At 61.0% G+C, this 25101-nt stretch carries 26 protein-coding genes and 1 pseudogene; 12 read left to right on the top strand and 15 right to left on the bottom strand.

Annotation, left to right across the window (positions count from 1 at the left end; translation table 11 throughout):
* Window positions 1-2 precede the first annotated feature (2 nt).
* From atzF to KHA73_RS07245, 7 genes and pseudogenes are all read right to left on the bottom strand, one after another.
* Complete coding sequence (gene atzF / locus KHA73_RS07275) at window positions 3-1832, bottom strand: allophanate hydrolase (RefSeq protein WP_234589973.1); 1830 nt, start codon at window positions 1830-1832, stop codon at window positions 3-5.
* Between the two features lie 204 nt (window positions 1833-2036).
* Window positions 2037-2501 (bottom strand): YehS family protein, encoded by a 465-nt coding sequence (locus KHA73_RS07270; RefSeq protein WP_234589971.1) that lies wholly within the window; start codon window positions 2499-2501, stop codon window positions 2037-2039.
* 122 nt (window positions 2502-2623) lie between these two features.
* On the bottom strand, window positions 2624-3520 hold the full coding sequence (gene phnE / locus KHA73_RS07265; RefSeq protein ID WP_380738937.1) for a phosphonate ABC transporter, permease protein PhnE: 897 nt from the start codon (window positions 3518-3520) through the stop codon (window positions 2624-2626).
* Entirely contained in the window at window positions 3520-4383 is an 864-nt protein-coding gene (phnE, locus tag KHA73_RS07260) for a phosphonate ABC transporter, permease protein PhnE (protein WP_234589968.1), read from the bottom strand. Before phnE (KHA73_RS07260) ends, phnE (KHA73_RS07265) begins: the two co-directional genes overlap by 1 nt.
* Before the next feature lie 70 nt (window positions 4384-4453).
* Window positions 4454-5386: a phosphonate ABC transporter substrate-binding protein gene (gene phnD / locus KHA73_RS07255; protein ID WP_234589967.1), complete on the bottom strand. Its 933-nt coding sequence runs from the start codon at window positions 5384-5386 to the stop codon at window positions 4454-4456.
* A 44-nt stretch (window positions 5387-5430) separates the two neighbouring features.
* Window positions 5431-6264 (bottom strand): phosphonate ABC transporter ATP-binding protein, encoded by an 834-nt coding sequence (gene phnC / locus KHA73_RS07250; RefSeq protein WP_234589966.1) that lies wholly within the window; start codon window positions 6262-6264, stop codon window positions 5431-5433.
* Window positions 6265-6381: 117 nt separating this feature from the next.
* Window positions 6382-6633, bottom strand: a pseudogene (locus KHA73_RS07245) (tryptophan--tRNA ligase); the annotation flags it as partial.
* 158 nt (window positions 6634-6791) lie between these two features.
* Between KHA73_RS07245 and KHA73_RS07240 the strand changes: the two are divergent.
* On the top strand, window positions 6792-7685 hold the full coding sequence (locus tag KHA73_RS07240; protein ID WP_261081474.1) for an NAD(P)-dependent oxidoreductase: 894 nt from the start codon (window positions 6792-6794) through the stop codon (window positions 7683-7685).
* Window positions 7686-7719: 34 nt separating this feature from the next.
* On the opposite strand, the gene KHA73_RS07235 is transcribed toward KHA73_RS07240, so the two are convergent.
* From KHA73_RS07235 to KHA73_RS07220, 4 genes are all read right to left on the bottom strand, one after another.
* Complete coding sequence (locus KHA73_RS07235; protein WP_234589964.1) at window positions 7720-8247, bottom strand: cysteine hydrolase family protein; 528 nt, start codon at window positions 8245-8247, stop codon at window positions 7720-7722.
* Window positions 8248-8275: 28 nt separating this feature from the next.
* Window positions 8276-9379, bottom strand: coding sequence for a suppressor of fused domain protein (locus tag KHA73_RS07230; RefSeq protein ID WP_234589963.1), 1104 nt, complete (start codon window positions 9377-9379; stop codon window positions 8276-8278).
* A gap of 163 nt (window positions 9380-9542) precedes the next feature.
* A complete protein-coding gene (locus KHA73_RS07225) occupies window positions 9543-10415 on the bottom strand; it encodes an oxygenase MpaB family protein (RefSeq protein ID WP_234589962.1) in 873 nt (290 codons plus the stop codon).
* 48 nt (window positions 10416-10463) lie between these two features.
* Window positions 10464-11435 (bottom strand): quinone oxidoreductase family protein, encoded by a 972-nt coding sequence (locus KHA73_RS07220; RefSeq protein WP_234589961.1) that lies wholly within the window; start codon window positions 11433-11435, stop codon window positions 10464-10466.
* A 119-nt stretch (window positions 11436-11554) separates the two neighbouring features.
* On the opposite strand from KHA73_RS07220, the gene KHA73_RS07215 reads away from it, so the two are divergent.
* From KHA73_RS07215 to KHA73_RS07195, 5 genes are all read left to right on the top strand, one after another.
* A complete protein-coding gene (locus KHA73_RS07215) occupies window positions 11555-12445 on the top strand; it encodes a LysR family transcriptional regulator (RefSeq protein WP_234589960.1) in 891 nt (296 codons plus the stop codon).
* A gap of 38 nt (window positions 12446-12483) precedes the next feature.
* Window positions 12484-12927 carry an acetyltransferase gene (locus KHA73_RS07210; RefSeq protein ID WP_234589959.1) on the top strand — a complete coding sequence of 148 codons (444 nt, stop codon included), beginning with the start codon at window positions 12484-12486 and terminating at the stop codon, window positions 12925-12927.
* A 247-nt stretch (window positions 12928-13174) separates the two neighbouring features.
* Window positions 13175-14200 carry a methionine ABC transporter ATP-binding protein gene (locus tag KHA73_RS07205; protein ID WP_234589958.1) on the top strand — a complete coding sequence of 342 codons (1026 nt, stop codon included), beginning with the start codon at window positions 13175-13177 and terminating at the stop codon, window positions 14198-14200.
* On the top strand, window positions 14193-14861 hold the full coding sequence (locus KHA73_RS07200; protein WP_234589956.1) for a methionine ABC transporter permease: 669 nt from the start codon (window positions 14193-14195) through the stop codon (window positions 14859-14861). Before KHA73_RS07205 ends, KHA73_RS07200 begins: the two co-directional genes overlap by 8 nt.
* A gap of 18 nt (window positions 14862-14879) precedes the next feature.
* Complete coding sequence (locus tag KHA73_RS07195; RefSeq protein ID WP_380738850.1) at window positions 14880-15701, top strand: MetQ/NlpA family ABC transporter substrate-binding protein; 822 nt, start codon at window positions 14880-14882, stop codon at window positions 15699-15701.
* A gap of 42 nt (window positions 15702-15743) precedes the next feature.
* On the opposite strand, the gene KHA73_RS07190 is transcribed toward KHA73_RS07195, so the two are convergent.
* A complete protein-coding gene (locus KHA73_RS07190) occupies window positions 15744-16388 on the bottom strand; it encodes a TetR/AcrR family transcriptional regulator (protein ID WP_234589952.1) in 645 nt (214 codons plus the stop codon).
* Between the two features lie 174 nt (window positions 16389-16562).
* On the opposite strand from KHA73_RS07190, the gene bhsA (KHA73_RS07185) reads away from it, so the two are divergent.
* Both bhsA (KHA73_RS07185) and bhsA (KHA73_RS07180) read left to right on the top strand, forming a co-directional pair.
* The gene (bhsA, locus tag KHA73_RS07185) at window positions 16563-16820 is read left to right on the top strand and encodes a multiple stress resistance protein BhsA (protein ID WP_234589951.1); all 258 of its coding nucleotides are present in this window, start codon (window positions 16563-16565) and stop codon (window positions 16818-16820) included.
* A gap of 205 nt (window positions 16821-17025) precedes the next feature.
* Entirely contained in the window at window positions 17026-17283 is a 258-nt protein-coding gene (bhsA, locus tag KHA73_RS07180) for a multiple stress resistance protein BhsA (RefSeq protein WP_234589950.1), read from the top strand.
* Window positions 17284-17441: 158 nt separating this feature from the next.
* Here bhsA (KHA73_RS07180) and KHA73_RS07175 read toward each other — a convergent pair whose 3' ends face one another.
* Entirely contained in the window at window positions 17442-18317 is an 876-nt protein-coding gene (locus KHA73_RS07175; RefSeq protein WP_234589949.1) for a bifunctional helix-turn-helix transcriptional regulator/GNAT family N-acetyltransferase, read from the bottom strand.
* Window positions 18318-18818: 501 nt separating this feature from the next.
* Here KHA73_RS07175 and amyA point away from each other — a divergent pair.
* The 3 genes from amyA to KHA73_RS07160 all read left to right on the top strand — a co-directional run bounded on the left by amyA (window position 18819) and on the right by KHA73_RS07160 (window position 22253).
* Window positions 18819-20309 carry an alpha-amylase gene (amyA, locus tag KHA73_RS07170; protein WP_234589948.1) on the top strand — a complete coding sequence of 497 codons (1491 nt, stop codon included), beginning with the start codon at window positions 18819-18821 and terminating at the stop codon, window positions 20307-20309.
* Window positions 20310-20433: 124 nt separating this feature from the next.
* Window positions 20434-21282, top strand: coding sequence for a PA4780 family RIO1-like protein kinase (locus KHA73_RS07165; protein ID WP_234589947.1), 849 nt, complete (start codon window positions 20434-20436; stop codon window positions 21280-21282).
* A 143-nt stretch (window positions 21283-21425) separates the two neighbouring features.
* Entirely contained in the window at window positions 21426-22253 is an 828-nt protein-coding gene (locus KHA73_RS07160; protein ID WP_234589946.1) for a helix-turn-helix transcriptional regulator, read from the top strand.
* Here KHA73_RS07160 and KHA73_RS07155 read toward each other — a convergent pair.
* Complete coding sequence (locus tag KHA73_RS07155) at window positions 22229-22822, bottom strand: LysE family translocator (RefSeq protein ID WP_234589945.1); 594 nt, start codon at window positions 22820-22822, stop codon at window positions 22229-22231. The genes KHA73_RS07160 and KHA73_RS07155 overlap by 25 nt on opposite strands.
* A 101-nt stretch (window positions 22823-22923) precedes the next feature.
* Complete coding sequence (gene lsrG, locus KHA73_RS07150; protein ID WP_234589944.1) at window positions 22924-23217, bottom strand: (4S)-4-hydroxy-5-phosphonooxypentane-2,3-dione isomerase; 294 nt, start codon at window positions 23215-23217, stop codon at window positions 22924-22926.
* A 181-nt stretch (window positions 23218-23398) separates the two neighbouring features.
* Between lsrG and lsrK the strand changes: the two genes are divergently transcribed.
* On the top strand, window positions 23399-24964 hold the full coding sequence (gene lsrK, locus KHA73_RS07145; protein ID WP_234589943.1) for an autoinducer-2 kinase: 1566 nt from the start codon (window positions 23399-23401) through the stop codon (window positions 24962-24964).
* Window positions 24965-25101 lie beyond the last annotated feature (137 nt).

Below are 25101 nucleotides of genomic sequence, written 5' to 3'. Positions count from 1 at the left end.
GTTCATGCCCCCTTAACGCCGGTGAGATAGTCGCGCCAGCCGCCAAACTCAGTGATATCCGTGGCGCCTGCCAGCGCCCAGGGTTCACAGATAAAACCTTTCACCCGACGGCCGTCCGCCAGCAGCAGCGTACCGATGCCCAGCGGCGCCGGAATTTCGGCCACGAACTCGCCGAAGCGCGCCAGCGGGATATCCCACAGTTCGACGCTAATGGCGGCGCCCTGCGCGTCGCGCACCAGACCCGGCTTCGCCGGCTGGGTATCGGCCAGCGCGTACAGCCGGTAGCACGGCGCGGTAAGGGTCTGCTCGACCCGCACCGCAGCGCGCTGCGTCAGCTGAAAATTGAGCGGCATGCCGCTAAGGTGAGCGCCCACTACCGCCACCCGTACATGCTGCGTCGACGGCGTTACCGCCTGCTCGGGCGGCAGCGCCCGCCCGGTGGCGCCGAGCGGCAGGTTTTGCCGGCGCTGCCAGCGCAGGCCGAACGCCGCCAGCGCCCGGTCATGCCAGGCCGGCGCAATCAGGGTGATGCCGGCGGGCAGGCCGTCTTCGCGCAGCGGCGCCGGCAGCGCCAGCGCGCTCAGATCCGCCAGGTTGGTGAAGTTGGTGTAGGTGCCGAACTGCGAGTTGAACAACACCGGCTCCAGGGCCATCTCCGCCAGGGTGCGGATGGTCGGCGACGTCGGCACCACCAGCGCGTCGAACGGCGCCAGCCGCTGTGCGATTTGCCGCGCCAGTTCGGCACGCAGGTATTCCGCCTTATAGGCATCGCAGGCGCTGTACGCCAGCCCGTTGCTGACGATGCCGCGCACCACCGGATCGATGGCCTGGGGATGATTTTGCAACATCGCCTCGACCGCGACGGTGCGTTCCGCCACCCAGGGGCCGTGATAGAGCTGCTCCGCCAATTGGCGAAACGGCGTGAAGTCGATGGGTTCCAACGTGGCGCCGTCGCTCTGCAGCTGCGTCAGCGCCCGGTGAAATGCCCGCTCGGCCTGCTCGTCGCCGAAAAACTCCAGCCGATCGGGCACGGCGAAGCGCGGCGCGGCGGGAATATCCGCCGGTGCGCCGTTCGGGTTGGCGCGGGAGTAAGGATCGGCGGCGTCAAAGCCGCCCGCCAGTTCGGCCACTCGCGCCGCATCGGCCACCGTCAGCGCAAACACCGACACCGCGTCGTTCAGCCGGCAGGCCGGCACTACGCCGCGGTTGGACAACCAGCCCTTGGTCGGCTTCAGGCCAACGATATTATTGAAACCGGCCGGCACGCGCCCGGAGCCGGCGGTGTCGGTACCCAGAGAAAACGGCATCAGGCCGCGCGCCACCACCGAAGCGGAACCGGAGCTGGAACCGCCGCTGACGTAGCGTTCGTCAAAGCTGTTAACCACTGCACCGTGCGGTGAGCGAGTGCCTACCAACCCTGTAGCGAACTGGTCGAGGTTGGTTTTGCCCATCACCACCGCGCCGGCGGCGCACAGGTTGGCCACCACGGCGGCATCGGCCTGCGCCCGATAGGTGAATGCCGGGCAGGCGGCGCTGGTTGGCCAGCCGCCGACGTCGATATTGTCTTTCACCGCAAAGGGCACGCCGAACAGCGGCAACCGGCTGAGATCGCCGGCGACCGCTTCCAGCCGCTGCGCCAGCTGCAGATACTGGCTTTCCCGCTGTTCCGGGGTAGCCAAATACAGCCAGGCGCGGTCATTCAGGCTCAGGCCGGCGGCCAGCGCCTCCAGCGCGGATCGCACGCAGGCAAGCCGTTCGCCCGCCTGGCGAGTTTGATAATGGTGTTGCCATTCACCGAGGGTAAAACCGCAGAGATCAACAGGCTGAGTCATGGGTTGAATTCCATCTGGTACACAAGATGGAATTCAACAGAGCAACCGACGTGCCAGTTTTTAATCTCATGATTTCAATAAATTATAATTAAAACTTATGACTCGAGAGTAAAAAACCTGCACCAGCGCCGCGCAGCGGCCGGGCAAAAAGAGTGCAAAAAAAAGCGCCGTCTCGCGACGGCGCCTGATGACAGGAGGTGGGTTTTACGCGCCGCGAATGCGCTGCGCCAGCCCCTTGAGGAAATAGCGCAGCATCTGATCGCCGCACGGACGGTAATTTTTGGTGCCTTCTTTGCGGAACAGCGCGCTCAGCTCCGGCTTGGAGATGCGGAAATCCACCGCGGTGAAAATCTGATGCATATCGGTGTCTTTCAACTCGAACGCCACGCGCAGCTTTTTCAACACCAGGTTGTTGGTGATGGGCAGCTCAATCTCCGGCGCCGGGAACTTGTCGTCCTTGCCGCGCTTGAAAAACACCAGGCCGTTCAGGAAATGCGCCATCACGTCGTCCGGGCACTTTTCAAACCCCGGCTCGCCTTCTTTGATGACGTAAGCGCCCATCGCCGAGACGTCGACGTCGAAATTATCCAGTTTGATAATCTCGACCATTTTCGCGTCGTTAATACTCAGCATGTAGCGCACGCTGCGCAGCACATCGTTGTTAATCATGGAGTTAAATTGCCTTTAGCTTGTAAACCGAGGGAGATGCGCGCAGTGTAAAATGAAAAATGCACCCTATACCCGCCGTACTTGGAATATGTGCGGCAGTATAGGGATCGGCAAGGGGTTTCTCAATCGATTTGGCTTTTTTGCTGATACAGCGGGATGTCTTCGCCGATAATGTACTTATTGCGCAACATCGACGACAGCTTGTCCATAATCATCACCACCACCACCAGGATCAGGGTGATGAACATCACTACGTCCCAGTTCCACAGCCGCATGTTTTCCGCGTACACCAGGCCGATGCCGCCGGCGCCGACAAAGCCCAGCACCGCGGCGGAGCGGGTGTTTGACTCGATCTGGTACAGGCTGAGCGCCAGGAAGGTGGGGAACGACTGGGTGAAAATGCCGTAACGGTGCTTCTGCAGGCCGTTGGCGCCCACCGCCGTCAGGCCGCGGCTGGGGGACTTGTCCACCGCCTCGTGCCCCTCAGCATACAGCTTGCCCAGCAGCCCGACGTCCTGCATTACGATCGCCAGCACCCCGGCCAGCGGCCCCATGCCGACGGCGCGTACGAAGATAAGCCCCCAGATCGCCATGTCGATGCCGCGGAAAATGTCCAGCAGCCGGCGCACCACCACCGATATCGGCCGCAGCAGCGGCGTCGACATCACGTTGCGCGCGGCGAAGAACGACAGCGGCAGCGCGATCAGCGACGCGGTCAGGGTACCGGCGAAGACGATGGCGATGGTGATGCCAATCTGCTGGAAGTAATACATGAACGGCCAGTTGGCGAAATCATGCCAGACGAACATCCGCACGAAGTAACGCCCCAGCTGCTGGCAGCCGTTGATGAACTGCGGCCAGGCAATGCCGAAGAACTGAAAGAAAAACAGGTAATACAGCGCGATCGCCGCAACCACCATGCCCAGCGTGCGCAGGTAGCGCCGCTGCTGGGAGAAGATCTCCGGATGCTGTTGCTTCAACTGGTGCAGCGTTTGCGCCGTCACCGCAGGCCCTGACATCATTTTTTCCCCTCCACAACCCGCTTGCGCAATTCACCCGAGGCGTAATCCAGCAGCGAAACCACCAGAATGATCAGCAGCAGCGTCATGCTGACCTGATCGTAACGGTCGAGTTTGATATTGGTCATCAGCTCCTGGCCGATGCCGCCCGCCCCCACCAGCCCCAAAATGGTCGATTGGCGAAAGTTGATCTCCAGCCGCATGAAGCTGTAGGACAAAAACACCGGCTTCACCTGCGGCCACAGGCCGAAACGCATGCGCTGCAGCGGCGTGGCGCCGCAGGCCGCCAACCCGCGCACCGGTTTGTTGGAGGCGGTCTCAATCGATTCATAAAACAGTTTGGTCAGGCTGCCGATGGTGTGCAGCGCCAGCGCCAGAAACCCCGGAATGGCGCCGATGCCGAACGCCATCACGAACATCACCGCCCACGCCAGCTCCGGCATGGTGCGCAAAAACGCCACCAGCGTGCGAATGCCCCAGCGCAACGACGCCGGGCTGTGGGTATTGTTGGCCGCCAAAAACGCCAGCCCCCCCGCCACCATCACCGACAGAATGGTCGCCGCCAGCGCCAGCTGCAGCGTTTCCCAAATCAGCGGCAGTTGGATATTCAGGCGATAACCCCAGTAGGCGAGCGAACCTTCGGTATGGCCGTCGGCGAACAGCAGGCTCCAATGCAGCGTCGGGACGGTTTCCGCCAGGTAGTCGAAGAAGTGAGGAATGGACACCCAGACGGTGTGCAGATTGAACTCGGCGAGGTTGCCGGCGCCCAGATAGAGCGCCACCAGCCCGAGCGACCACAGCAGCGCTTCACGCTTTTGCTTGCCGCGGATCCGTTGGTAATACTGTGCAAAATCGGTATTCAAAATAGTCTTCCACCGTTATGGAACAAGGGGCTCAGCATGCTGAACCCCTTAGAGGACCCAAGGTCGAGGCTTAACGGTCGCCTTTGGTCAGTTCACGCTTCATATCGATGATGGTCTGGTATTCCGCCAGGGTGGTGTCGCCGATGTGCTGTTTGCCGCCCATCGCCTTGATAAAGCACTGGTGGTCTTCTTTATCCAGCTTTTTGATGGCGGTAACGACCTTGGCCTTGAAGTCGGCCGGCAGCGAATTGCTCACCAGGATCGGCCCATTCGGGATCAGCGGCGACTGCCAGATGATGCGGATCTGTTTCATCAGGTCCGGGTGATCCATGCGGATCATGCGGGTGAACGCACCGCTGGTGTAGCCGGTGTTGTAGTCGCCAATCATCGACGCCCAGGTCACCGCGCCTTCAAACTGGCCGTTCAGCACGCCGAGAATGTCCTGCTCGTGGCCGCCGGAGAAGGTCACGCTGGAGAAAGTGTTGTCGTATTTATTGTCGACCGTGCCGCCGAACAGCTTCTTGAACGCCTGGTTCGGGATCAGGAAGCCCGAGGTAGAGTCCGGATCGGCGAAGCCGATGGCCTTGCCTTTCAGATCTTCCAGCTTCTGGTACGGGCTGCCGGCTTTGACCACCACCACCGAGTGATAGCCGCGCGACTGATCGACGTCGTCGACCGCGATGCCGACGATATCCACCGCTTTCGGATCTTTGATGTAAACCGAAGCAAAGGAGGATGGCGACATGCTCAGCACCAGATCAATCTTGCCGCCCAGCAGGCCCTGGATCACGCCCGAGTAGTCGGAAGAGTTGCGCAGCTTGGTGTCGACGCTCAGCTCCTTGTCCAGGAACTGCTTCACGCACTGGTTATCGCCGATTTGCTGCGTGGCGTTCTGGCCACCGAGGATCCCCAGGTTCAGCTCTTTCGGCGCATCCGCTGCGGCAGCATTAAACATCATCATCCCGCCGGCCATCAGGGTGGTCAGACTCAATACTTTTTTCATTACGTGTGCCTTGTGTGTAAAGGTAAAAGTGAAGATAAAAGGTCTCAATGGATCTGATTGGCTTCCTCGCCATACAGCTGGTGCAGGATCCGTTCGTTCAGTTGCGAAGGATGCCCGTCAAACACGATTTTCCCCTGGGCGATGCCGATCACCCGGGTGCAGTATTCCCGCACCAGCTCAACCGAGTGCAGGTTGACCATCACCGCGATGTCGTTTTCGCTGACTTTCTGCAGCGCATCCATGATGCGGCGGGTATTTTTGGGATCGAGCGACGCCACCGGTTCGTCGGCCAGCAGGATTTTCGGGTTCTGCATCAGCGCGCGGCAGATGGCCACCCGCTGCATCTGGCCGCCGGACAGGTTCTCGGCGCGCTGCAGCGCATGCGGCAGCATATTGAGCCACTGCAGCAGCTCGATGGCGCGTGCGCGGTCAGCGTCGTCAAACAGTTTGAAGAAGGATTTCAGGGTGGAGGTGTGGCTCAGGCGGCCCAACAGCACGTTGGTCATTACGTCCAGCCGCGGCACCAGGCAGAAGTCCTGGAAGATCATGCCGCAACGGGCGCGCCACTGGCGCATTTGCCGGGCGCCGAGTTGGGCGATGTCCTGCGCCGCGCCATCGTCTTCAAAGTGCAGCATCTCGCCGCAGCTGGAAGGGATGGTGCCGTTCAGGGTGTGCAACAGGGTGGATTTACCGGCGCCGGAACGCCCGATCACCGCCACGAACTCGCCGGCGTACAGATCGAAGTTAATGTCGTCCAGCACCCGCTGCTGAGCTTTATAGGCTTTTCCCAAGCCTTTCACCGACAACACTTTACGCGAGGGTACCGGTTGCTGCCCTGGAAAGTCGTTCTGTGCAAGTTTTAACAGTGCCTGAGCCATATGATTTCTCTGGTTTCAGTGGCTAATCATTATGGGCACCTATTAACGAATAAGTTTATGACATTGGGATGATGCTTTTATGGCCGGGGCGTGACGCGTACCGCCCCGGCGTTCGCCTTATTCCAGGATAAAGAAGTCCAGCCCCAGCGCAGCCTTGACCTGCGCCAGCGTCCGTTGGCTGACCCGATGCGCGCGGCGGGTGCCGTCTTGCAGGATGCGCGTCAGCTCGCCCTTGTCGGCGATGAAGTCCGCCCGGCGGGTGCGGATCGGCTCAAGCAGGCTTTGCAGGCAGTCCTCCAGCAGGCGTTTGATCTTCACGTCACCCAGCCCACCGCGGCGATAGTGCGCCTTCAGCTCCGCCACCAGCGCCGTTTGGCGATGCTGATGCTGCAGCTCGACGCGCTGGCGCAGCGAGCCGACGTAGTGGCCTAAATGAAGGGGACCGGCGGCGCGCCGGTCGGTTAAGAAAGCGTTACATTCCGGCGCTGGCGTTCTCGGCCCGGCGCGCTAGGGTGAAGGGATTCAACCTGAAAAAGGAACGCGTTATGAAGATCGGATTTGCCGGATTGGGAGGGATGGGCAGCGCCATGGCGGCCAACCTGCTGCAGGCGGGCTTTGCCTTGACGGTGTGGAACCGTTCGCCGCAGGCGGCGCAGCCACTGGTCGCCGCCGGCGCACGGCAGGTGCAGCGGCCCGAAGAGCTGGCCGAGGCGGAGGTGCTGATCACCATGCTGGCCAACGACGCCGCCACCCAACAGGTGGTCGTAGACAGCGGCCTGCTGCAGCGGCTCAAGCCGGGGACTATCCACATCAATATGGCGACGGTCTCCGTCGAGCTGGCCAAACGGCTGGCGGCCCAACACCAGGAACGCGGCGTCGGCTACCTCGCCGCGCCGGTGCTCGGGCGGGTCGAGGTGGCCGCCGCCGGCAAGCTGAATATTCTGGCGGCGGGCGATAGCCAGCTGCTGGCGCAGGTGCAGCCGCTATTCGACGCGCTCGGCCAGAAAACCTGGCATTTCGGCGAGCAGCCCGCGCAGGCCAACATCGTCAAGATCGCCACCAACTTCACGCTGGCCAGCGCCATCGAAGCCATGGCGGAAGGCAGCGCGCTGGTGCGCAACTACGGCGTTTCCAGCACCGACTATCTGCAGATGCTGACCAGCACCGCCTTCGCCTCGCCGGCCTATCAGGGCTACGGCGCGCTGATCGCCGCAGAAAAATATTCGCCGGCCGGTTTTAAACTGGCGCTGGGTTTGAAGGATGTCGGGCTGGCGCTGGAAGCCGGCGCCAACAGCCATACGCCAATGCCGTTCGCCAGCGTGCTGAAAGACAACTTCCTCGACGCGATGGCGCAGGGCGATGCGGATTTGGATTGGGCGGCGCTGGCCAGGGTGGCGGCGCGCAGGGCCGGGCTGGAGTAACCGCCTGCAGGCCCGGCTGACGGGCCCGTGGGATTCAGAAACGGATGTCCGCCGCCGGCAGCGCATTAATCGGCACCCCGAAGCTCTCGATATTCGACAGCGTGGCGTTATGGTGCTCGCGGATCTGTTGGCCGCTGGCGTGCGGCTTGTCGTGGCTGGTGTGAGCATCGGCCGCCAGCGTCACCGGATACCCGAGACCGGCGGCGCGGCGGGTGGTGGTATCGACGCAAAACTCGCTGGAATAGCCGCAGATAACCAACCGAGAGACGCCATTGGCGACCAGCAGCGGCCCAAGCCGGGTGCGCAGGAACGAATCCGGCGTGGTTTTATCCACCCGATGATCGCCCTCCTCCACCTGCAAATCGGCGTGCAGCCGCCAGGCCTTGCTGCCGTGAGGCAGCTCCTGGTGCGCGGTCTGATGCTGAATGAATATCACCGGCGCCCCGGCCCTGCGGGCGGCGGCGCTCAGTTGATTAATGCGGCCGATCACCGCCCCGGCGTCCGCCGGCGGCGGGCTAAACAGTCCTTGCTGCACATCGATAATCAACAGCGCTGACGTCATGTTCGATCCCCTGATTAAAAAGACGTGTTCAGCATACCGGCTGGCGCGGGCGGAAGATATGATCGACCCCCTGCTCGCGCAGCTTGCCGGCCAGATCCTGACCGCCGTTCGGCGCGGCGAGCGCCAGCTGGCGTTCGGCCTCAAACACCGGGCTGGCCCAGAAGATGTTCACCGGATCGCCATACTGTTTCGGCAGAGTCAGGCGATCGTTGTACGGGTAGAACGACGACGACAAGATATAACCGACATAACCCAGCGGCGCAACTTCAGACTCCAGCGTATGCCCTTCGCCGAACCAGGTCAGTTTGGCCCAGGGCACGTGCGCAAAGCCGGCCAGGGCGCTGGCCATCTGCACCGCGTTTTCTTCGGTCATGTATTGGCTGTCGATGGCGATGCCCATCTCCATGCGGCGATAGCGCGAGGCGTCGTCGTTGAACAGGATCTCCACCCAGGGCATCGGCCGGATGCTGACGCCCATGGTGAGGAAGTAGTAGATGCCGTCGCGCTCGTGCTGGGTGATGGCCATCGGCGGCCACTTGCCCTGGTCGATGGCGTAGTATTTCACCGAAGGGCCAAAATGCGGCTCGTAGCGCGCCTGGTAGTCGCTCTGCATTTTCGGCCAGGGGTTGCCCTCCTCCCGCTGCCAGCTGCGCCAGAACTGGCGGGTATTTTCCGCCAACGCGTACTGGGTGTTGGTGGAAGCGGAGCCGAGCGGATAAGCCAGCGGGCTTTCCTTGATGCAGCTGGCGGAATAGCACACCGAATGGTCGATATACAGGCTCCAGCCGGGGATCACCGCCAACAGCTGGCCGTAGTACCACAGCGCGGCGCCGTCGTCGCTTTCGGTCCACACTACCGTCAATCCTTCGGGATTGAGCGGCGCTTCCCCTTCCAGGTTGCGGCAAAACTCGGCCGCCAGCATCGGCGGCTGGCCCTGCTCCAGCGCGGCGCGATCTTCCTGCAGCGGCGCGGCGGCCAGGTTGCGCAGCCAACAGGCGCGCACCTGGAAACGTTCGCCGGCTTCTTCAGTTGGGTAGATATAGAAATAAGCTGCCCGATGATCTTGCTGAACCACCGCGACCAGCGTCTGGTTCTCATTACTGACTTCAGCAAGTACGTATGACTCGTTCATATCACCTCAATAGGGTCAGGGCGCGAACAGAATAATGCTGCACGCAAAAATGGAATTTGGCTTTCCCCAAGTGTAAAACGCATTGCTGAACGGATCACCCGTAAAAGTCTCAAAAGCTGGCGTAAGCGGAGAGAAATGCGGGGTTATTGCCACTCGCTATCGCTCAGGATGACGCGTTAATACGCCGTACCGCGCGCTGATAAGAGCCATTGCGCATCGAGGCGCCCAGCACTTTTCCCATGCCGGCGGCGCCGATGCGCACCCATCGCCGCCGCAGCGCGCCGGAATGGAAACCGAACTGCCGCTGCGCCCAGAGCGGCAAGAGATCGACGCCCGCCTGCATCACCAGGGCGCCCAGGGGCCGCGCCAGGGCGCTCGGCGCCGGCGCATTGCGCAGAATGCGCGCCACCTCCAGCGTGCGTTCGTCGCACACCAGCTGCGGCCGCATCTGCTGCAGGTAATCGGCCACCTCGCCCCGGGTGATCGGAATGTTGCGAGCGCCCAGCGCGGCGGCTACGCGCGCCGCCTCAAGGTAATACCGGTCTTGTTGCTCAGCGGAAAGATGCGGATTGCGGTAGCGCAAATGGCTGGCCAGAAAGCTGCTGCTTTCCGCCACGTGTACCCAGGTAAGCAGGTCGGGATCGCTGGCGGCATAGGGGGTGCCGTCACTGCCGGTGCCGTTGACCCGCAGATGAATGGCCTGGACCTTGGCTATCAGCCGCTCGGCCTCTGCGGTTGGCCCAAAGGTGGTGACGGAAACGAATTGGCTGGTGCGGCGCAGGCGGCCGAGCATGTCTTCACGAAAGTTGGAGTGATCCCACACCCCGGCCAAGGCCAACGGGTGCAGCATCTGCAGCAATAAGGCGCTGACGCCGCCGCACAGCATGGAGGTAAAATCGCTGTGCACTTGCCAGATGACCGATTGGGGGCCAAACAACCCCGGATCGCCCGGCGGATTTTCAAAATCAACGCCCCCAAGCGCCAAGCCTGTCAGGCTGAGCACCTGTTTTTCAATCGCTGCGCGTACCGCTTCCATCCTGACTGGCCCCCGTTATCGCCCGGCGGCCAGTGTAACACGCGGGCTTTAGTCGCGATCGTTCAACAGCACAATCTTGCCGGCGAAGCTGCGATCTTCCAGCCGCCGGTGCGCGTCCGCCCCGGCGCTGAGCGGGAAGGTTTCGGTATGCGGCAGGGAAAACTCGCCGTCGCGCCAGCCGGCGAACAGCCGCTCCGCGCGTTCACGCCGCGCCGGGCCGCCGTTGAGGTAGGTCCAGAGATCGCCGCCCACGACGCCTTTGGAATCCATCATCAAATCGTAAGCGGAGATGGCCGGCGCTTCGCCGCCCGCCATGCCGAAGGTGACCACCCGCCCGCCAGGGCGCAGTGCGTCGATGCTTTGCTGCAGGGTAATGCCCACCGAGTCAAAGCCGTATTCCACCCCGCCATCGGTCAGCGCCGCGACCTCCGCCACCCAATCCTGCGAGTAAGTGAAGGCCGCCGCCGCGCCGTTCTTCAGAGCAATTTGCTGCTTGTGCGCCGAAGACACCACCGCATAGACCTGCGCGCCGCGCGCCACCAGCATGCGGGTGAGGATCTGCCCAACGCCGCCGGCCGCCGCGTGCACCAACGCGCGATCGCCCGCGCGCACCTGCACGCTGTCGTTGATCAGGTACTGCGCCGTCAGCCCCTGCAGCAGGATCGACGCGGCTTCGACGTCGCTCAGTGCCTCCGGCAGCCGCAGCGCGTGCTCGACCGGCACATTGATGCGGGTGGCATGGCAGAACGGCACGTCGGCAAAGCCGACTCGTTCGCCCATCCGCCAGCCGCTGACGCCTTCGCCCACGGCGATGATGGTGCCCACCCCTTCGTACCCGCCGATATGCGGCGGCTGGCCGTGCAGCACATAGTTGCCTTTACGGCGGTAGATATCGGCGAAGTTCAGCCCGGCGGCGCCCATGCGCACCTGTACCGCGCCGGCCGGCACGGCGGGCGTCGGCAGTTCGAGATAGCTGAGCACCTCGGGGCCGCCAAAATGTTCAAAGGCTAATGCATGCATTTTTCCGCTCCAAAAGTTTCGTCAATAACGCACTGACGGTTAGATGCGCCCAGTATCCCAGAGCGCTATAATCCGGCAAAGTGGCCCACAGGGCGTTCAGAAAACACCACAGGTTTATAATGGATCGATTAACCAGCATGGCGGTATTTGTACAGGTGGTGGAAAAAGGCAGCTTCGTCGCCGCCGCCGAACAGATGGCCATCTCGCCCACCATGGTCGGCAAACATATTCGTTACCTGGAACAGCGGCTGAATGCGCCACTGCTGAACCGCACCACCCGCCGCCAGGGATTGACCGAAGCCGGGCGGGTGTTTTACGAACGCTGCCGCCGGCTGCTGGCGGACGCCGACGCCGCCGAAGCCAGCGCGCGGGCGCTGCGGGATTCGCCCGGCGGCCTGCTGCGCATCAGTGCGCCCGTCACCTTCGGCAACCGGGTGCTGACGCCGATCCTCACCGATTTCCTGCACCGGCACCCGGAGGTAGAAGCCGAAGTGGTGCTGTCGGATCGCAAAGTGGATTTGATCGAAGAGCGCTACGAGGCGGCCTTTCGCATCGGGCCGGTGGCGGATGACGGCCTGGTGGCGCGCGCGCTGCCGGACTACCGCATGACGCTGGCCGCCGCGCCGGCCTACCTGGCGCAGCAGGGCGCCCCCTCCCGGCCCGAGCAGCTCGGCGCGCACAGCTGCTTCGGCTTTAGCCAGTGGGACGGTAACCATTTTTGGCGGCTGCGCGGGCCGCAGGGAGAAATCAGCGTGCCGGTGAAGCCGCGGCTGCGCATGGACTCCGGCGAAGGCGTGCGCCGGGCGGCGCTGGCCGGTTTCGGCATTGTGCTGCATGCGGAAATGCTGTTGGAAGAAGACATCGCCGCCGGGCGGCTGGTGCGGGTGCTGCCGGGCTATTCGCCGCTGCCGCGGCCGATGCATCTGGTGTATCTGCCGGAACGGCGCCAATCGGCCAAGCTGGAGGCCTTTATCGCGCTGACCGTTGCCAGACTCTGGGGACGGGCATAAGTTTATCGAATATGCATAAGTAACTGACGGGTATTTCAATGATTATCATCAGAGCGCGCGCGGCGGAAGACAACGCGCAACTGGCGGAGATCTGGCTGCGTTCGGTGCGCGCCACCCACCACTTTTTGAACGAAGACGACATCGCCCGGCTGTTTCCGCTGGTGCTTAACGACTACCTGCTCGCGGTCAGCGTGTGGGTGGCGGAAGACCGGCCAGGCCATCCGTGCGGCTTTATCGGCCTGGACGGCAACAAGGTGGAGATGTTGTTTATCGACGCCGATCAACGCGGCAAAGGCGCGGGCAAAGCGCTGCTGGCGCACGCCGAGACGCTGCATAGCGAGCTGCTGCTGGATGTGAACGAGCAAAATCCGCAGGCCAACGGCTTTTATCGCCACTACGGCTTCGAGATCGTCGGCCGTTCGGCTCTGGACGGCCAGGGCAACCCCTTCCCGCTGCTGCATATGAAATTGGAAAAGCGCTAAATCATACCGCCCACCGGCCAGGCAATGGCCGGTTTCCCGCCGCATTTCCGCGCATCGCCAATATAGCCAATAAGAATAAGTAATAGAATTTACATTCTTCCTGTATCTAAGAACCCCCGGTAGGATTGCCCTGTCTTTCCCAGTAACAGAGGTTCCGCCCGCCTCTCACTTCAAGAAGCCGAACCCAGTCCGGCGTTACGCGCTCCGGGCGGAATGCTGTGATGTATCAATAAGGATCCGCTTCGCTATGATCGTTCTTTCGAACGTTTGCAAAACTTTTGACAGTACACAGGGCCGCGTCGTCGCGGTGGATGACGTCAGCCTGGCGGTCGAGGCCGGGCAGATTTACGGCATTATCGGCTACAGCGGCGCAGGCAAAAGCACCCTGATCCGCCTGCTCAACGGGCTGGAAAGCCCCACCAGCGGCAGCATCGAGGTCGACGGTTTTGACATCGCCCACGCCGAAAACGAGCAACTGCGCCAGGCGCGGCTGAAAATCAGCATGGTGTTTCAGCATTTCAACCTGCTGTGGTCGCGCACCGTCAGCCAGAATATCGCCTTTTCCATGCAAATCGCCGGCGTGCCCAAGGCACGGATCAAACCGCGCGTGGCCGAACTGATTGCGCTGGTCGGCCTGCAGGGGCGCGAAGACGCCTACCCGTCGCAGCTCAGCGGCGGCCAGAAACAGCGCGTCGGCATCGCCCGTGCGCTGGCGAACAATCCGGGCGTGCTGCTGTGCGACGAGGCCACCTCGGCGCTCGATCCGCAAACCACCGACGCCATTCTCGATCTGCTGTTGGACATCAACCGCCAGCTCAACCTGACCATCGTGCTGATCACCCACGAAATGCACGTGGTGCGTAAAATTTGCCACCGGGTGGCGGTGATGGAGAACGGGCGCATCGTTGAAGAAGGCCCGGTGCTCGAGGTATTCGCCAGGCCACAGCAGCCGATCACCCGGCAATTCGTCAGGCAGGTTTCCCAGTATCAGGACACCGAAGAGAGCTTCAACCCGCGGCTGACCGCCCACCTGAACGGGGCGGTCTTCAAGCTGACGTTCGTCGGCGTGCAGGCCCATCAGGCGGTGATTTCCGAGGTGATCCAACGTTATCACCTGACCATCAATATTCTGCACGGCAAAATCAGCCATACCCTCAACGGCGCCTTCGGCGAGCTGTACATCCATGCCGAAGGCAGCGAACGGCAGCTCGGCGACATGCTGAACCTGCTGCAAGAAAGAGACATCGCCGTCGAGGTTATCAAACATGATTGAGTCACTGTTCCCCCACCTGCGCCTGGAGCAACTGTGGGACGCCACCCTTGAGACGCTGTACATGACCGGCGTCGCCGGCCTGGCCACGCTGGTGCTCGGCATCCTGCTCGGCGTGTTGCTGTTCTTAACCTCCAAAGGCCAGCTGCTGCACAACCGCGCAGTCTATTCGCTGGTTTCCGTGGTGGTGAACGTATTCCGCTCCATTCCGTTCATCATCCTGATCGTGTTGCTGATCCCATTCACCAAGACGCTGATCGGCACCATTTTGGGGGCCGACGCCGCCCTGCCGGCGCTGATCGTCGGCGCCGCGCCTTTCTATGCGCGGCTGGTGGAGATCGGCCTGCGTGAGGTGGATAAAGGGGTGATTGAGGCGGCGCGCTCGATGGGCGCCAAGACCCTCACCATCATATTCCGCGTACTGCTGCCGGAGTCTTCCCCGGCGCTGGTTTCCGGCATCACCGTAACCCTGATCGCGCTGGTGAGCTACACCGCGATGGCCGGGGTGATCGGCGCCGGCGGCCTGGGCAATCTGGCTTATTTGGAAGGTTTCCAACGCAACCACAGTGACGTGACGCTGGTGGCGACGCTGACGATACTCGCGATCGTTTTCGTCATCCAGTTCATCGGCGACACCCTAACAACAACGCTCGATAAACGTTAAAACAACCAAGGAATAATGATGATGAAAAAGCACATTCTGACGCTGGCTTTCGCCTCTCTCACCGCCCTCGCCGCATTCGGCGCCGCAGCGGAAACCAAACTGGTGGTCGGCGCGTCCAACGTGCCGCACGCCGAAATTCTCGAGCAGGCCAAGCCGATCCTGGCCAAGGAAGGCATCGACCTGGAGATCAAGCGCTTCCAGGATTACATCCTGCCGAACACCGCGCTGGCCAGCCATGACATCGACGCCAACTACTTCCAGCATGTGCCCTATTTGAACTCGGTGCTGAAAGATCACGCCGACGACAAGAGCTATGACTTTGTCAGCGCCGGCGCCATCCACATTGAGCCCATCGGCATTTACTCGAAGAAGTACAAAAGCCTGAAACAGCTGCCGGACAACGGCAAGATCATCATGCGCGACGCGGTGGCGGAAGAAGGCCGCATTCTGTCGATTTTTGAGAAGGAAGGCGTGATCAAATTGAAACCGGGGGTGAGCAAGGTGGATGCGCGCATCTCCGACGTGGTGGAAAACCCGAAACACCTGAAGTTCCAGGCTAACGTCGAAGGCGCTCTGCTGCCGCAGATGTACAACAACAACGAAGGCGACGCGGTGGTGATCAACGCCAACTACGCCATCGACGCCGGGCTGAACCCCACCAAAGACCCGATTGCGGTCGAGAGCGGCGAGAACAACCCCTACGCCAACATCATCACCGTGCACAAGGCGGACGTGAACAAGCCCGAGATCGTCGCACTGGTGAAGGTGCTGCATTCCAAGCCGATCCAGGACTTCATTCGCGAGAAATACCAGGGCGCGGTGATCCCGGTTAACCAGTAACCCCTGCCTCACGGCCCGGCGCAAGCCGGGCCCATCCGCTACTTATACCTTATTGCCAATCTGGCTGAGGCGCGGCCACACCAGCATCAGCGCATCCAGCAACCGCAGCAAATCCTCTCGCCCGGCCCCTTCGCGCGCCTGCACCGACATCCCCTCTATGGTGCAGATAATGTATTTGGCCAGCAGCGCGGTATCGGTTTTCGCCAACAGTTCACCCTGCTGCACCTTGCGGTCAAAACACGCCTTCAGGCTGGCCTCCTGCGCATGGTGTTTGCGGCGCAGCATTTGGGCGACGTCATCCGAGGAAGACGACAGCGCCGCGGAGGCGCACACCATAAAGCAGCCGGACGGGGTGTCCGGATCGGTAAATACCTCTGCGGAAGAACGCACGTAGGCTTCGACGATTTCCGCCACCGGCAGCTCCCGCTCCAACAGCTGATTGGTGCAGGTGGTGTATTTCTGCAGATAACGCTCTACCGCCGCGCGGAACAACCCCTCCTTGTTGCCGAACTCGGCGTACAGAGTGGGCGCCTTGGCGCCGGTAACCTCGACCAGATCGGCCAACGAGGTTGACTCATAGCCGTGCCGCCAGAACAGATCGAGTGCGCTTTCCAACGCACGGTCGCGATCAAACTGTTTCGGCCTGCCGCGGCTTTTTTTACTGCAGACCTCTTCATTGATGCTCATAGACCCTCTCTTATCCCGCCCCGCAGCAGGGCTGACAAATTAAATTAACGATCATTATAAAAAAATATTGCGCCGCCGTCGAGAAGCGATTAGCATTTAGTTATCGATCGTTAAGAAATATCGACGACAGAAACTCAAATCGCCATAAACCGGATTAGAATAGGATATAACATCATGAAAAATTTAAAAATCACTCTAGCAGCCATCGCCATTGCCACCGCATCCTTCGGCAGTTTCGCCGCCGATCTGGTTAACAGCCAGCCTGCAGGTCAGCAAAAAGTCGGCGTGATCAGCGTCAGCGGCGCCACCGACCTTACCTCTTTGGAAGCCAGCCTGGCGGCGAAAGCCGATCAAGCGGGGGCCAAATCTTTCCGCATCATCGGTGCCGGGGGTTCCAACCAGCTGCATGGCACAGCCGTAATCTATCAATAACAATGCGTTAAGCGAACTTTGCCGCATCATAACAGGGCACATTCACCCTCTCGGCAAAGCGCGTAGAAAAAATTAATTAACGAACGTTAAAAAAAATAGTTGCAATTCGCCAAGACGGCGCCTAACATTAAATTATCGATCGTTAATTAAATTAACGACCAAACAAGACAAACATCGTACAGAACATAAGATAGGAAATAAGACCATGAAAAACCTGAAAATGACTATCGCCGCCATCGCACTGGCTTCCGTTTCCTTCGGCAGTTTCGCGGCCGAACTGGTTAACAGCCAACCGGCCGATCTGCAAAAAACCGGCGTGATTACCGTCAGCGGCGCATCCGATCTGAGCAGCCTGGAAAACCATCTGGCGGCTAAAGCGGACGCGGCCGGCGCCAAATCCTTCCAGATTATCGCCACTACCGGTGACAACAAGCTGCACGGCACCGCGATCATCTACAATTAATTGCCAAAGCGGCAATGTGCAAAGAGGCGGCGTTAGCCGCCTTTTGTTTTATTCCCCCGCCTAAAATCTGTTTGACGGCAGGTATAAGCAGAGCCGAAAGCGCTATCCCCCCGTTACGCGTTGCCTTTGCCACCAAACGCTTAGCGGCGCGGCACCGCTCAGCTCTCCTCGTGCTGCAGGTTCTTCAGCATGCAAACATTACAGCCATGGTGCCCGGTATTGCCGCGCTTTTCCGTCAGCAACGTAAAACCGAGCGCAGAGTACAGGCCGATGGCTTCTTTCAGCTGTTCGGTGGTTTCCAGATAACAGTAGCGATAACCCGCCGCCCGCGCCGCCTTCAGCGCCTGAACCACCATATAACGCGCCATGCCCAATCCGCGCACGCCGGGGGTGAAGAACAGCTTTTGCAGCTCGCAGTAGCCGGGATCGCCACCGGCCAGCGGCGCTATGCCAACGCCGCCCACCACTCGCCCGCCCTGTTCCAGCACCCAATATTTGCCGCCGCTGTCGCGATACAGGCCGGTCAGCCGGTCGAGATCCGGATCGTGCAGGCTGACCCCCTCCATGTTGTCCATGCCGTATTCGCGAAACACGCCGCGGATAATCCCGGCCATCGCTGCGTCGTCCCGCGCGGCGATTGGGCGCACCTGCAGGCCGGCATCGCGCTGCCTGCGGGCGCTGCGCAATGCCCCGCTCATTTTCTTCAGCGCCGCAGTGGTGCTCGCCAACTCGTCGTCATCCAGCTGCGCCAGCGCCGCCTGCATGAAATCGTCGGCATCGGCGTCAATGCTCGCCAGCGTCTTGCGCCCCGCCTTGCTCAGCTGATGCAGGTTATGCCGCTTGTCGTTCGGGTAGTCCACCGTTTCTATCACGCCGGCCGACACCAGGCTGCGCAACGCCCGGCTGGCGCTGGCCTTGTCGATGCACAGGCGGCCGGCCAGTTCGGTAACCCCCAACGGCTGTTGATTGGTTTCGATCATCATATGGATCTGCAGCGGCGAAAAACGCGAGCCGTTGCTCTGTTTGTTCAACATGCCGAACTCTCTGACTAAACTGCGCGATAATGCTCTGAAATCCCTGATGTTCACTGCGTTATTCTCCGTTATGCCGTGGAATTTGTTGATAGTGTTACCTAATTTCGTCATCACAATAACGCATAATCAGCGCCGGCTGAAGGTTCCACCGCCTCAACAGATATGTCTAAATATTTCATTGATAGAAATTAAATAATGCATTATTAATATTTAACAGAATTAAATTCCAATAACAATGTACTGTATAGAATATAATTTCGCATACCTTAGTCAAAAAAGATAGAGAATATGAGGTAGTTAACGCTATCCCTATAAATTAAAATATAAAAAATGCAAAGTTGATATCGACAACAATGCTGTTATTCGGTCAACGACGGTTACATATTCTTCCCCGCTGCGTTCATCGCTCCCGCCCCCTTTCCCCTTTTGCCAAAAGTAGCCCATGCTTTAAACGAACGCGGAAAAAACTCACCTCTTTTTGGCTAACCGGGATGCTGGCTCATGACCCAAAAAACCACGCTGCTGCAATTTTTCCATTGGTACTACCCCGATGGCGGGAAGCTTTGGCAAGAGGCCGCGGAACGCGCGCCGCACCTTGCCGGGCTGGGCATTACCGATCTGTGGCTGCCCCCCGCCTATAAGGGTGCATCCGGCGGTTATTCCGTCGGCTACGACACCTACGATCTGTTCGATTTGGGCGAGTTCGACCAAAAAGGCAGCCGCGCCACCAAGTACGGCGATAAAGAGGCGCTGGCCCGCGCCGCCGCTGCGCTGCGCGATAACGGCATGCGGGTGATTTACGACGTGGTGTTCAACCACAAGATTGGCGCCGACGAAAAAGAGCGGGTTCACCTGTATAAGGTGGACGCCAACAACCGCAATGATATCGATGACCAGGGCTTCGACGCGCTGGCCTATACCCGTTTCACCTTCCCCGGCCGCCAGGGCGCCCACTCCAAATTCATCTGGGACTATAAATGCTTCAGCGGCGTCGACTACGTTGAACAGCCGGATGACAAAGGGGTGTTCAAAATCGCCAATGACTACGGCGACGAGGGCTGGAACGATCAGGTCGACGACGAGAAGGGCAACTTCGATTATCTGATGGGCGCCGACGTCGAATTCCGCAACGCCGCCGTGGTAGAGGAATTGAAGTACTGGGCGCGCTGGCTGATGGAAACCCTGCCGTGCGACGGCTTCCGCCTGGACGCCGCCAAGCATATCCCGGCCTGGTTCTTCAAGGAATGGGCGGATCACGTGCGCGACAGCGCGCAGCGCGATTTGTTTATCGTCGCCGAATACTGGTCGCACGATGTGGCGTCGCTGCAACAATACCTCGAGCTGGTGGAGGGCAAAGTGATGCTGTTCGACGTGGCGCTGCACCTGAAGTTTCACCTGGCGTCGAAGCAGGGCGACGGCTTCGACATGGCGCAGATATTCACCGATACCCTGACCGCCGCCGATCCGGCGCACGCGGTCACCCTGGTGGCCAACCACGACACTCAGCCGCTGCAGTCGCTGGAGGCACCGGTGGAGCCCTGGTTCAAACCGCTGGCCTACGCGCTGATCCTGCTGCGCGAGCAGGGCGTGCCCTGCGTGTTTTACCCCGATCTGTACGGCGCCGGCTATACCGATAAAGGCAGCGACGGCGGCGAATACCGGATTGACATGCCGGTTATTCCGGAGCTGGAAAAGCTGATCCAGGCGCGCCAGCGCTTCGCCAACGGCGTACAGACCGACTACTTCGACGACCGGCACTGCGTGGCCTTTCGCCGCAGCGGCACCGCCGAAGCGCCGGGCTGCGTGGCGGTGCTGACCAACGGTGCGGAAAGCGCTAAAGCGGTGCCGCTCGGCGCCGAGCTGGCGCACAGCGTCTGGCGCGATTTCCTCGGCAATCGTCAGGATGAGGTCACCGCCGATGAGCAAGGCAACGCCCGCTTCCCGGTGAACGGCGGCAGCGTCAGCCTGTGGGTATTGGCGGAAAATCTGTAGCGGTTTCGCCGTCACGGCGGACAGACGTGACGGCGGCAAAACTAATTTTTGCCTTTCTGGTCTAAATTACGCTAACAACAGCGCAAACCATTCACAGCGGAGCCTAAATAGGGTACAAGGCTGCATGAAAATTCCAAAACGACTCCAGCCATTGGTAGATGATGGTTTAATCGACGACGTCATCCGCCGTTTAAAAAGTGGCAAAGAAGCCGACGTATTTATCGTGCGCTGCGGTGAAGAGATCCGCTGCGCCAAAGTGTATAAAGAAGCAGACAAACGTAACTTCAAGCAGGCCGTGCATTACCAGGAAGGCCGCAAGGTGCGCAACAGCCGCGACGCGCGCGCCATGAGCAAAGGCTCCAAATTCGGCCGCCAGCAGCAGGAAGAAGCCTGGCAAAACACCGAGGTGGACGCGCTCTATCTGCTGGCCAGGGCCGGGGTGCGGGTGCCGCAGCCGGATATCTGCCTGGACGGCGTGCTGCTGATGGAACTTATCACCGACGAAGAAGGGCTGGTGGCGCCGCGCCTGAGCGATGTCACCCTGACGCCGGAACAGGCGCGGGCCGATCACGCGCTGATGATGAACTACGCGGTGCGCATGCTGTGCGCCGGGCTGGTGCACGGCGACCTGTCGGAGTTCAACGTGCTGATGGATAAAGACGGGCCGGTGATCATCGATCTGCCGCAGGTGGTGGACGCCGCCGCCAACAACCACGCCAAAAGCATGTTCGAACGCGATATCAACAATATGTCGCAGTATTACGGCCAATATGCGCCGGAGCTGCTCGCCAGCAAGTATGCGAAGGAAATCTGGGCGCTGTACCAGGAAGGCAACCTGACGCCGGAAAGCGCGCTCAGCGGCACCTTCGTTGAAAGCACCAAGCGCGCCGACGTGGGCTCGGTGCTGGAAGAGATCCAGGCCGCCAGCGAAGAGCACCAGCGCCAGCTGATGGCGCGCAACGAAGAAGATTAACCCGGCCCGGTCGGTCGACCGGGCTATTTCCCCCTGAACATCCCCCAGCGACCGAACCGGTTAAAAATCATCATGCGCATTTTCCTCCACGGCCGGTTTTAGGCTATAACACTCTGACCCAACGGCATTGAGAAGGAAACCGCGTGACGGAAATTACCCCGCAGTTCTGGCGCGACCCGCAGCTGCCGTTTGTCGAAGCGCGCGCCATCGGCGATGGCCGCCGGGTATGCTACGCCCTGCACAGCCACGAGTTCTTTTCGATTGGCGCCATTACCGGCGGCACCAGCACCTATCTCAACGGTGAGCGGCGCCTGCAGGTCAGCAGCGGCGATGTGGTGATAATCAACCCGCAGCAGGCGCACGCCTGCAATCCGATTGCCGACCAACGTTGGTCGTACATCATGTTTTATATCGATCTCGCCTGGCTGGGCGCGCTGCAGCAAGAGCTGGCCGGCGGCGGCGGCGATCGATTTATCCCGTTCACTCAGGCGCTCAGCCGCGATGCGGCGCTGTTCGTTGGGCTGAATCAGCTGTATGCGTTATTGATCGATCCGCAGCGCGCCCGGTTGGAAAAACACATTGCTCTGGTGGAGTATTTCAGCGCGCTGCAGCGGAAATTGGGCGGCGCCGGCCCGGGCGATACCCGTGACCATCCCCGGCTGGAGGCCGCGGCGGCCTATATCAGCGCGCATTGCACCCAGCCGTTGATGCTGGAGGACATCTGCCGCGCCGCCGCCCTGTCTCCTTCCTATCTGATCCGCGCCTTCAGGCAGCGTTACGGCATGACGCCGCACGCCTACCTGGTCAACCGCCGCATTCAATATGGCCACCGGCTGCTCAGGCGCGGTTATCCCATCGCCGTCGCCGCCAGCGAAAGCGGTTTTGCCGATCAGGCGCACTTTCAGCGCACCTTCAAACTGCTGTTGGCCGCGACGCCCGGTCAGTATCAAAAGCCCTCCGCCAGCAGGTAACAGGCGCTGGCCGCCAACAGCAGCGCCATCAGGCGGTTGAAGCGCCGCAGATTGCGCGCGTGCTGCAACATGCCGCGCAGCGCCGCGCCGGCCCAGGCCCAGCAGGCCACCGAGGCGTAGCAAATCACGAAATAGAGGGCGGCGAACTGCCACAGCAGCCGGATATCGCCATCGCCGACGAAGGCGCCGAGGCTGGCCACCGACGCCAGCCAGGCTTTGGGATTGAGCCACTGCATCAGCGCGCCGTGCCAGCCGGAAGGCGCCCGGGCCTTGCCGTCGCCGCCCAGGCGGCCCTCGTCAAACGCCAGCCGATAAGCCATAAACAGCAGAAAAGCCACCCCGCACCATTGGATGATGCGGGTCAGCGCCGGCCATTGCGACAGCAGCTGATGCAGCCCCAATCCCAGCAGGACCAGCAGCAGGGTGAAGCCCAGCGTGGCGCCAAAGACATGGCGTTGCGTGGCGCTGAAACCGAACTGCGCGCCGGCGCTCAATGCGACGATGTTCACCGGCCCGGGAGTAATGGAGGCCGCCAGCGCAAACGCGGCCATGGAGAGATAGATATTCATTACGGCACCTTGAGAAAAGATCCACAGGTGCCAGATTGCGGATTGGCGCCGACAAAGTATTGAACGAAATTGCCCTGTCAGTGCGTAACTGCGGGTGTCGCCTATTCCGGCATCAGGCCGATAAAGGTGGTTTTCTTGCGCGGCCCGGTCATCAACGCCTCCAGCTTTTCCACACACTGCAGGTAGTGCGCGGTCTTTTTATGCGCCGCCACCGCCTGTTCGTCGCGGTATGCCTCGTAGATATAAAAGCGCGTCGGCACCTGCTCATCCTGCAGCACATCGAAGCGCAGGTTGCCCGGCTCTTCGATCGCCCCCAGATGGTTGGCGCGGAATACCTGGATAAACTCGTCGATCTTGTCCTGCTTAACGTTAATTTCTACCAAAGTGACGTGCATGACACTGCTCCTTGTTTAATCTGCGCACCCTAAACCATAGGTTTATTCCCGCCGTTTGACTCCCCGCAGCGGCAATTTTGCCGGCCAGCTCACAGATCGCGCCGGCATCCGCCACCCTGCTCCCCCCATCCCGATGCGCTGACATCTATAGTTAAGATCCGAACCCCTGAGAGTGTGAGAGATGGATAACTATTTGATGGCGCTGGACGCCGGCACGGGCAGCATTCGCGCGGTAATCTTCGATCTGGCGGGCAACCAGATAGCTCACGGCCAGGCTGAATGGCAGCATCTGGCGGTGCCGGGCGTGCCCGGCTCGATGGAGTTTGATCTGAACCACAATTGGCAGTTGGCCTGCCAGTGCATCCGCCAGGCCATGCAGCGCGCCAAACTGACGCCGCAGGCGATCCGCGCCGTAGCCTGCTGCTCGATGCGCGAAGGCATCGTGCTGTACGATCGCAACGGGGTGCCGATCTGGGCCTGCGCCAACGTCGACGCGCGCGCCAGCCATGAGGTCAGCGAACTGAAAGAGCTGCACAACGATAACTTCGAGCGCGAGGTGTACCAATACTCCGGCCAGACGCTGGCGCTGAGCGCCATGCCGCGCCTGCTGTGGCTGGCGCACCATCGGCCGGACATCTATCGCCAGGCGGCGACGCTGACCATGATCAGCGACTGGCTGGCGAACATGCTGAGCGGCGAGCTGGCGGTGGATCCTTCCAACGCCGGCACCACCGGCATGCTGGACCTGGCCAGCCGCGACTGGCGACCGGCGCTGCTCGACATGGCCGGCCTGCGCGCCGATATTCTCTCGCCGGTGAAGGAAACCGGCAGCGTGCTGGGGCATGTCACCGAGCAGGCGGCGCAAGAGAGCGGGCTGCTGCGCGGCACCCCGGTGGTAATGGGCGGCGGCGACGTGCAGCTCGGCAGTTTGGGGCTGGGCATCGTACGCGCCGGGCAGACGGCGGTGCTGGGCGGCACCTTCTGGCAGCAGATAGTCAACCTGCCGGAACCGGCCACCGATCCGGAAATGAACATCCGCATCAACCCCCACGTGATCCCGGGCATGGCGCAGGCGGAATCCATCAGCTTCTTCACCGGCCTGACCATGCGCTGGTTCCGCGACGCCTTCTGCGCCGAGGAAAAACTGCTGGCTGAGCGGTTAGGCGTGGACGCCTACAGCCTGCTGGAAGACATGGCGGCCAGAGTGCCGCCGGGCGCCTATGGGGTGATGCCGATATTCTCCGACGCCATGCATTTCAAAACCTGGTACCACGCCGCGCCGTCGTTTATCAACATGTCGATCGACCCGGAGCGCTGCAATAAGCAGACCCTGTTCCGCGCGCTGGAAGAAAACGCCGCCATCGTCTCCGCCTGCAACCTGGAGCAAATTGCCCGCTTCTCCGGCGTGCAGGCGCAATCGCTGGTGTTCGCCGGCGGCGGCGCCAAGGGCAAACTGTGGAGCCAGATCCTTAGCGACGTCACCGGCCTGCGGGTACGGGTGCCGGTGGTGAAAGAAGCCACGGCGCTGGGTTGCGCGATCGCCGCCGGGGTCGGCGCCGGGCTGTACCCGTCGTTGGCCGAAACCGGCGAGCGGCTGGTGCGCTGGGAGCGCGAATTCCAGCCTGACATGGCCAACCATGCGCTATACCAACAGCAGAAAGAGACCTGGCAACAGGTCTACGCCGACCAGCTGACGCTGGTGGATCACGGCCTGACCACTTCGCTGTGGAAGGCGCCGGGCCTGTAGCTTCCCGGTATGACGCATAAGCTTATGCCAATTAATTCTTTTCTCCCGAATACGCGGCGGCGCCGCGTATTCGCTTGCCGCAGGTGATTATTCCTGCTCAGAAACAGTGTAACCACCGCAAACGGATTTATCCGCCG

This window comes from Serratia entomophila (genome assembly GCF_021462285.1).
GTDB lineage: Bacteria > Pseudomonadota > Gammaproteobacteria > Enterobacterales > Enterobacteriaceae > Serratia > Serratia entomophila.
Note: the sequence above shows the minus strand (reverse complement) of the source record. Positions and strands in the feature narration are given on the sequence as shown.

Excerpts from the sequence above, each read along its gene's own strand:
- KHA73_RS07215 (WP_234589960.1), top strand. The coding sequence starts at position 11,555 with ATGGATCGATTAACCAGCATGGCGGTATTTGTACAGGTGGTGGAAAAA.
- KHA73_RS07235 (WP_234589964.1), bottom strand. The coding sequence starts at position 8,247 with ATGACGTCAGCGCTGTTGATTATCGATGTGCAGCAAGGACTGTTTAGC.
- bhsA (WP_234589951.1), top strand. The coding sequence starts at position 16,563 with ATGAAAAATTTAAAAATCACTCTAGCAGCCATCGCCATTGCCACCGCA.
- KHA73_RS07155 (WP_234589945.1), bottom strand. The coding sequence starts at position 22,822 with ATGAATATCTATCTCTCCATGGCCGCGTTTGCGCTGGCGGCCTCCATT.
- KHA73_RS07225 (WP_234589962.1), bottom strand. The coding sequence starts at position 10,415 with ATGGAAGCGGTACGCGCAGCGATTGAAAAACAGGTGCTCAGCCTGACA.
- KHA73_RS07205 (WP_234589958.1), top strand. The coding sequence starts at position 13,175 with ATGATCGTTCTTTCGAACGTTTGCAAAACTTTTGACAGTACACAGGGC.
- KHA73_RS07190 (WP_234589952.1), bottom strand. The coding sequence starts at position 16,388 with ATGAGCATCAATGAAGAGGTCTGCAGTAAAAAAAGCCGCGGCAGGCCG.
- KHA73_RS07200 (WP_234589956.1), top strand. The coding sequence starts at position 14,193 with ATGATTGAGTCACTGTTCCCCCACCTGCGCCTGGAGCAACTGTGGGAC.
- KHA73_RS07270 (WP_234589971.1), bottom strand. The coding sequence starts at position 2,501 with ATGATTAACAACGATGTGCTGCGCAGCGTGCGCTACATGCTGAGTATT.
- lsrG (WP_234589944.1), bottom strand. The coding sequence starts at position 23,217 with ATGCACGTCACTTTGGTAGAAATTAACGTTAAGCAGGACAAGATCGAC.
- KHA73_RS07175 (WP_234589949.1), bottom strand. The coding sequence starts at position 18,317 with ATGTTGAACAAACAGAGCAACGGCTCGCGTTTTTCGCCGCTGCAGATC.
- atzF (WP_234589973.1), bottom strand. The coding sequence starts at position 1,832 with ATGACTCAGCCTGTTGATCTCTGCGGTTTTACCCTCGGTGAATGGCAA.
- phnC (WP_234589966.1), bottom strand. The coding sequence starts at position 6,264 with ATGGCTCAGGCACTGTTAAAACTTGCACAGAACGACTTTCCAGGGCAG.
- KHA73_RS07220 (WP_234589961.1), bottom strand. The coding sequence starts at position 11,435 with ATGCATGCATTAGCCTTTGAACATTTTGGCGGCCCCGAGGTGCTCAGC.
- phnE (WP_380738937.1), bottom strand. The coding sequence starts at position 3,520 with ATGTCAGGGCCTGCGGTGACGGCGCAAACGCTGCACCAGTTGAAGCAA.
- KHA73_RS07195 (WP_380738850.1), top strand. The coding sequence starts at position 14,880 with ATGATGAAAAAGCACATTCTGACGCTGGCTTTCGCCTCTCTCACCGCC.
- KHA73_RS07230 (WP_234589963.1), bottom strand. The coding sequence starts at position 9,379 with ATGAACGAGTCATACGTACTTGCTGAAGTCAGTAATGAGAACCAGACG.
- bhsA (WP_234589950.1), top strand. The coding sequence starts at position 17,026 with ATGAAAAACCTGAAAATGACTATCGCCGCCATCGCACTGGCTTCCGTT.
- phnD (WP_234589967.1), bottom strand. The coding sequence starts at position 5,386 with ATGAAAAAAGTATTGAGTCTGACCACCCTGATGGCCGGCGGGATGATG.
- lsrK (WP_234589943.1), top strand. The coding sequence starts at position 23,399 with ATGGATAACTATTTGATGGCGCTGGACGCCGGCACGGGCAGCATTCGC.
- KHA73_RS07210 (WP_234589959.1), top strand. The coding sequence starts at position 12,484 with ATGATTATCATCAGAGCGCGCGCGGCGGAAGACAACGCGCAACTGGCG.
- KHA73_RS07165 (WP_234589947.1), top strand. The coding sequence starts at position 20,434 with ATGAAAATTCCAAAACGACTCCAGCCATTGGTAGATGATGGTTTAATC.
- amyA (WP_234589948.1), top strand. The coding sequence starts at position 18,819 with ATGACCCAAAAAACCACGCTGCTGCAATTTTTCCATTGGTACTACCCC.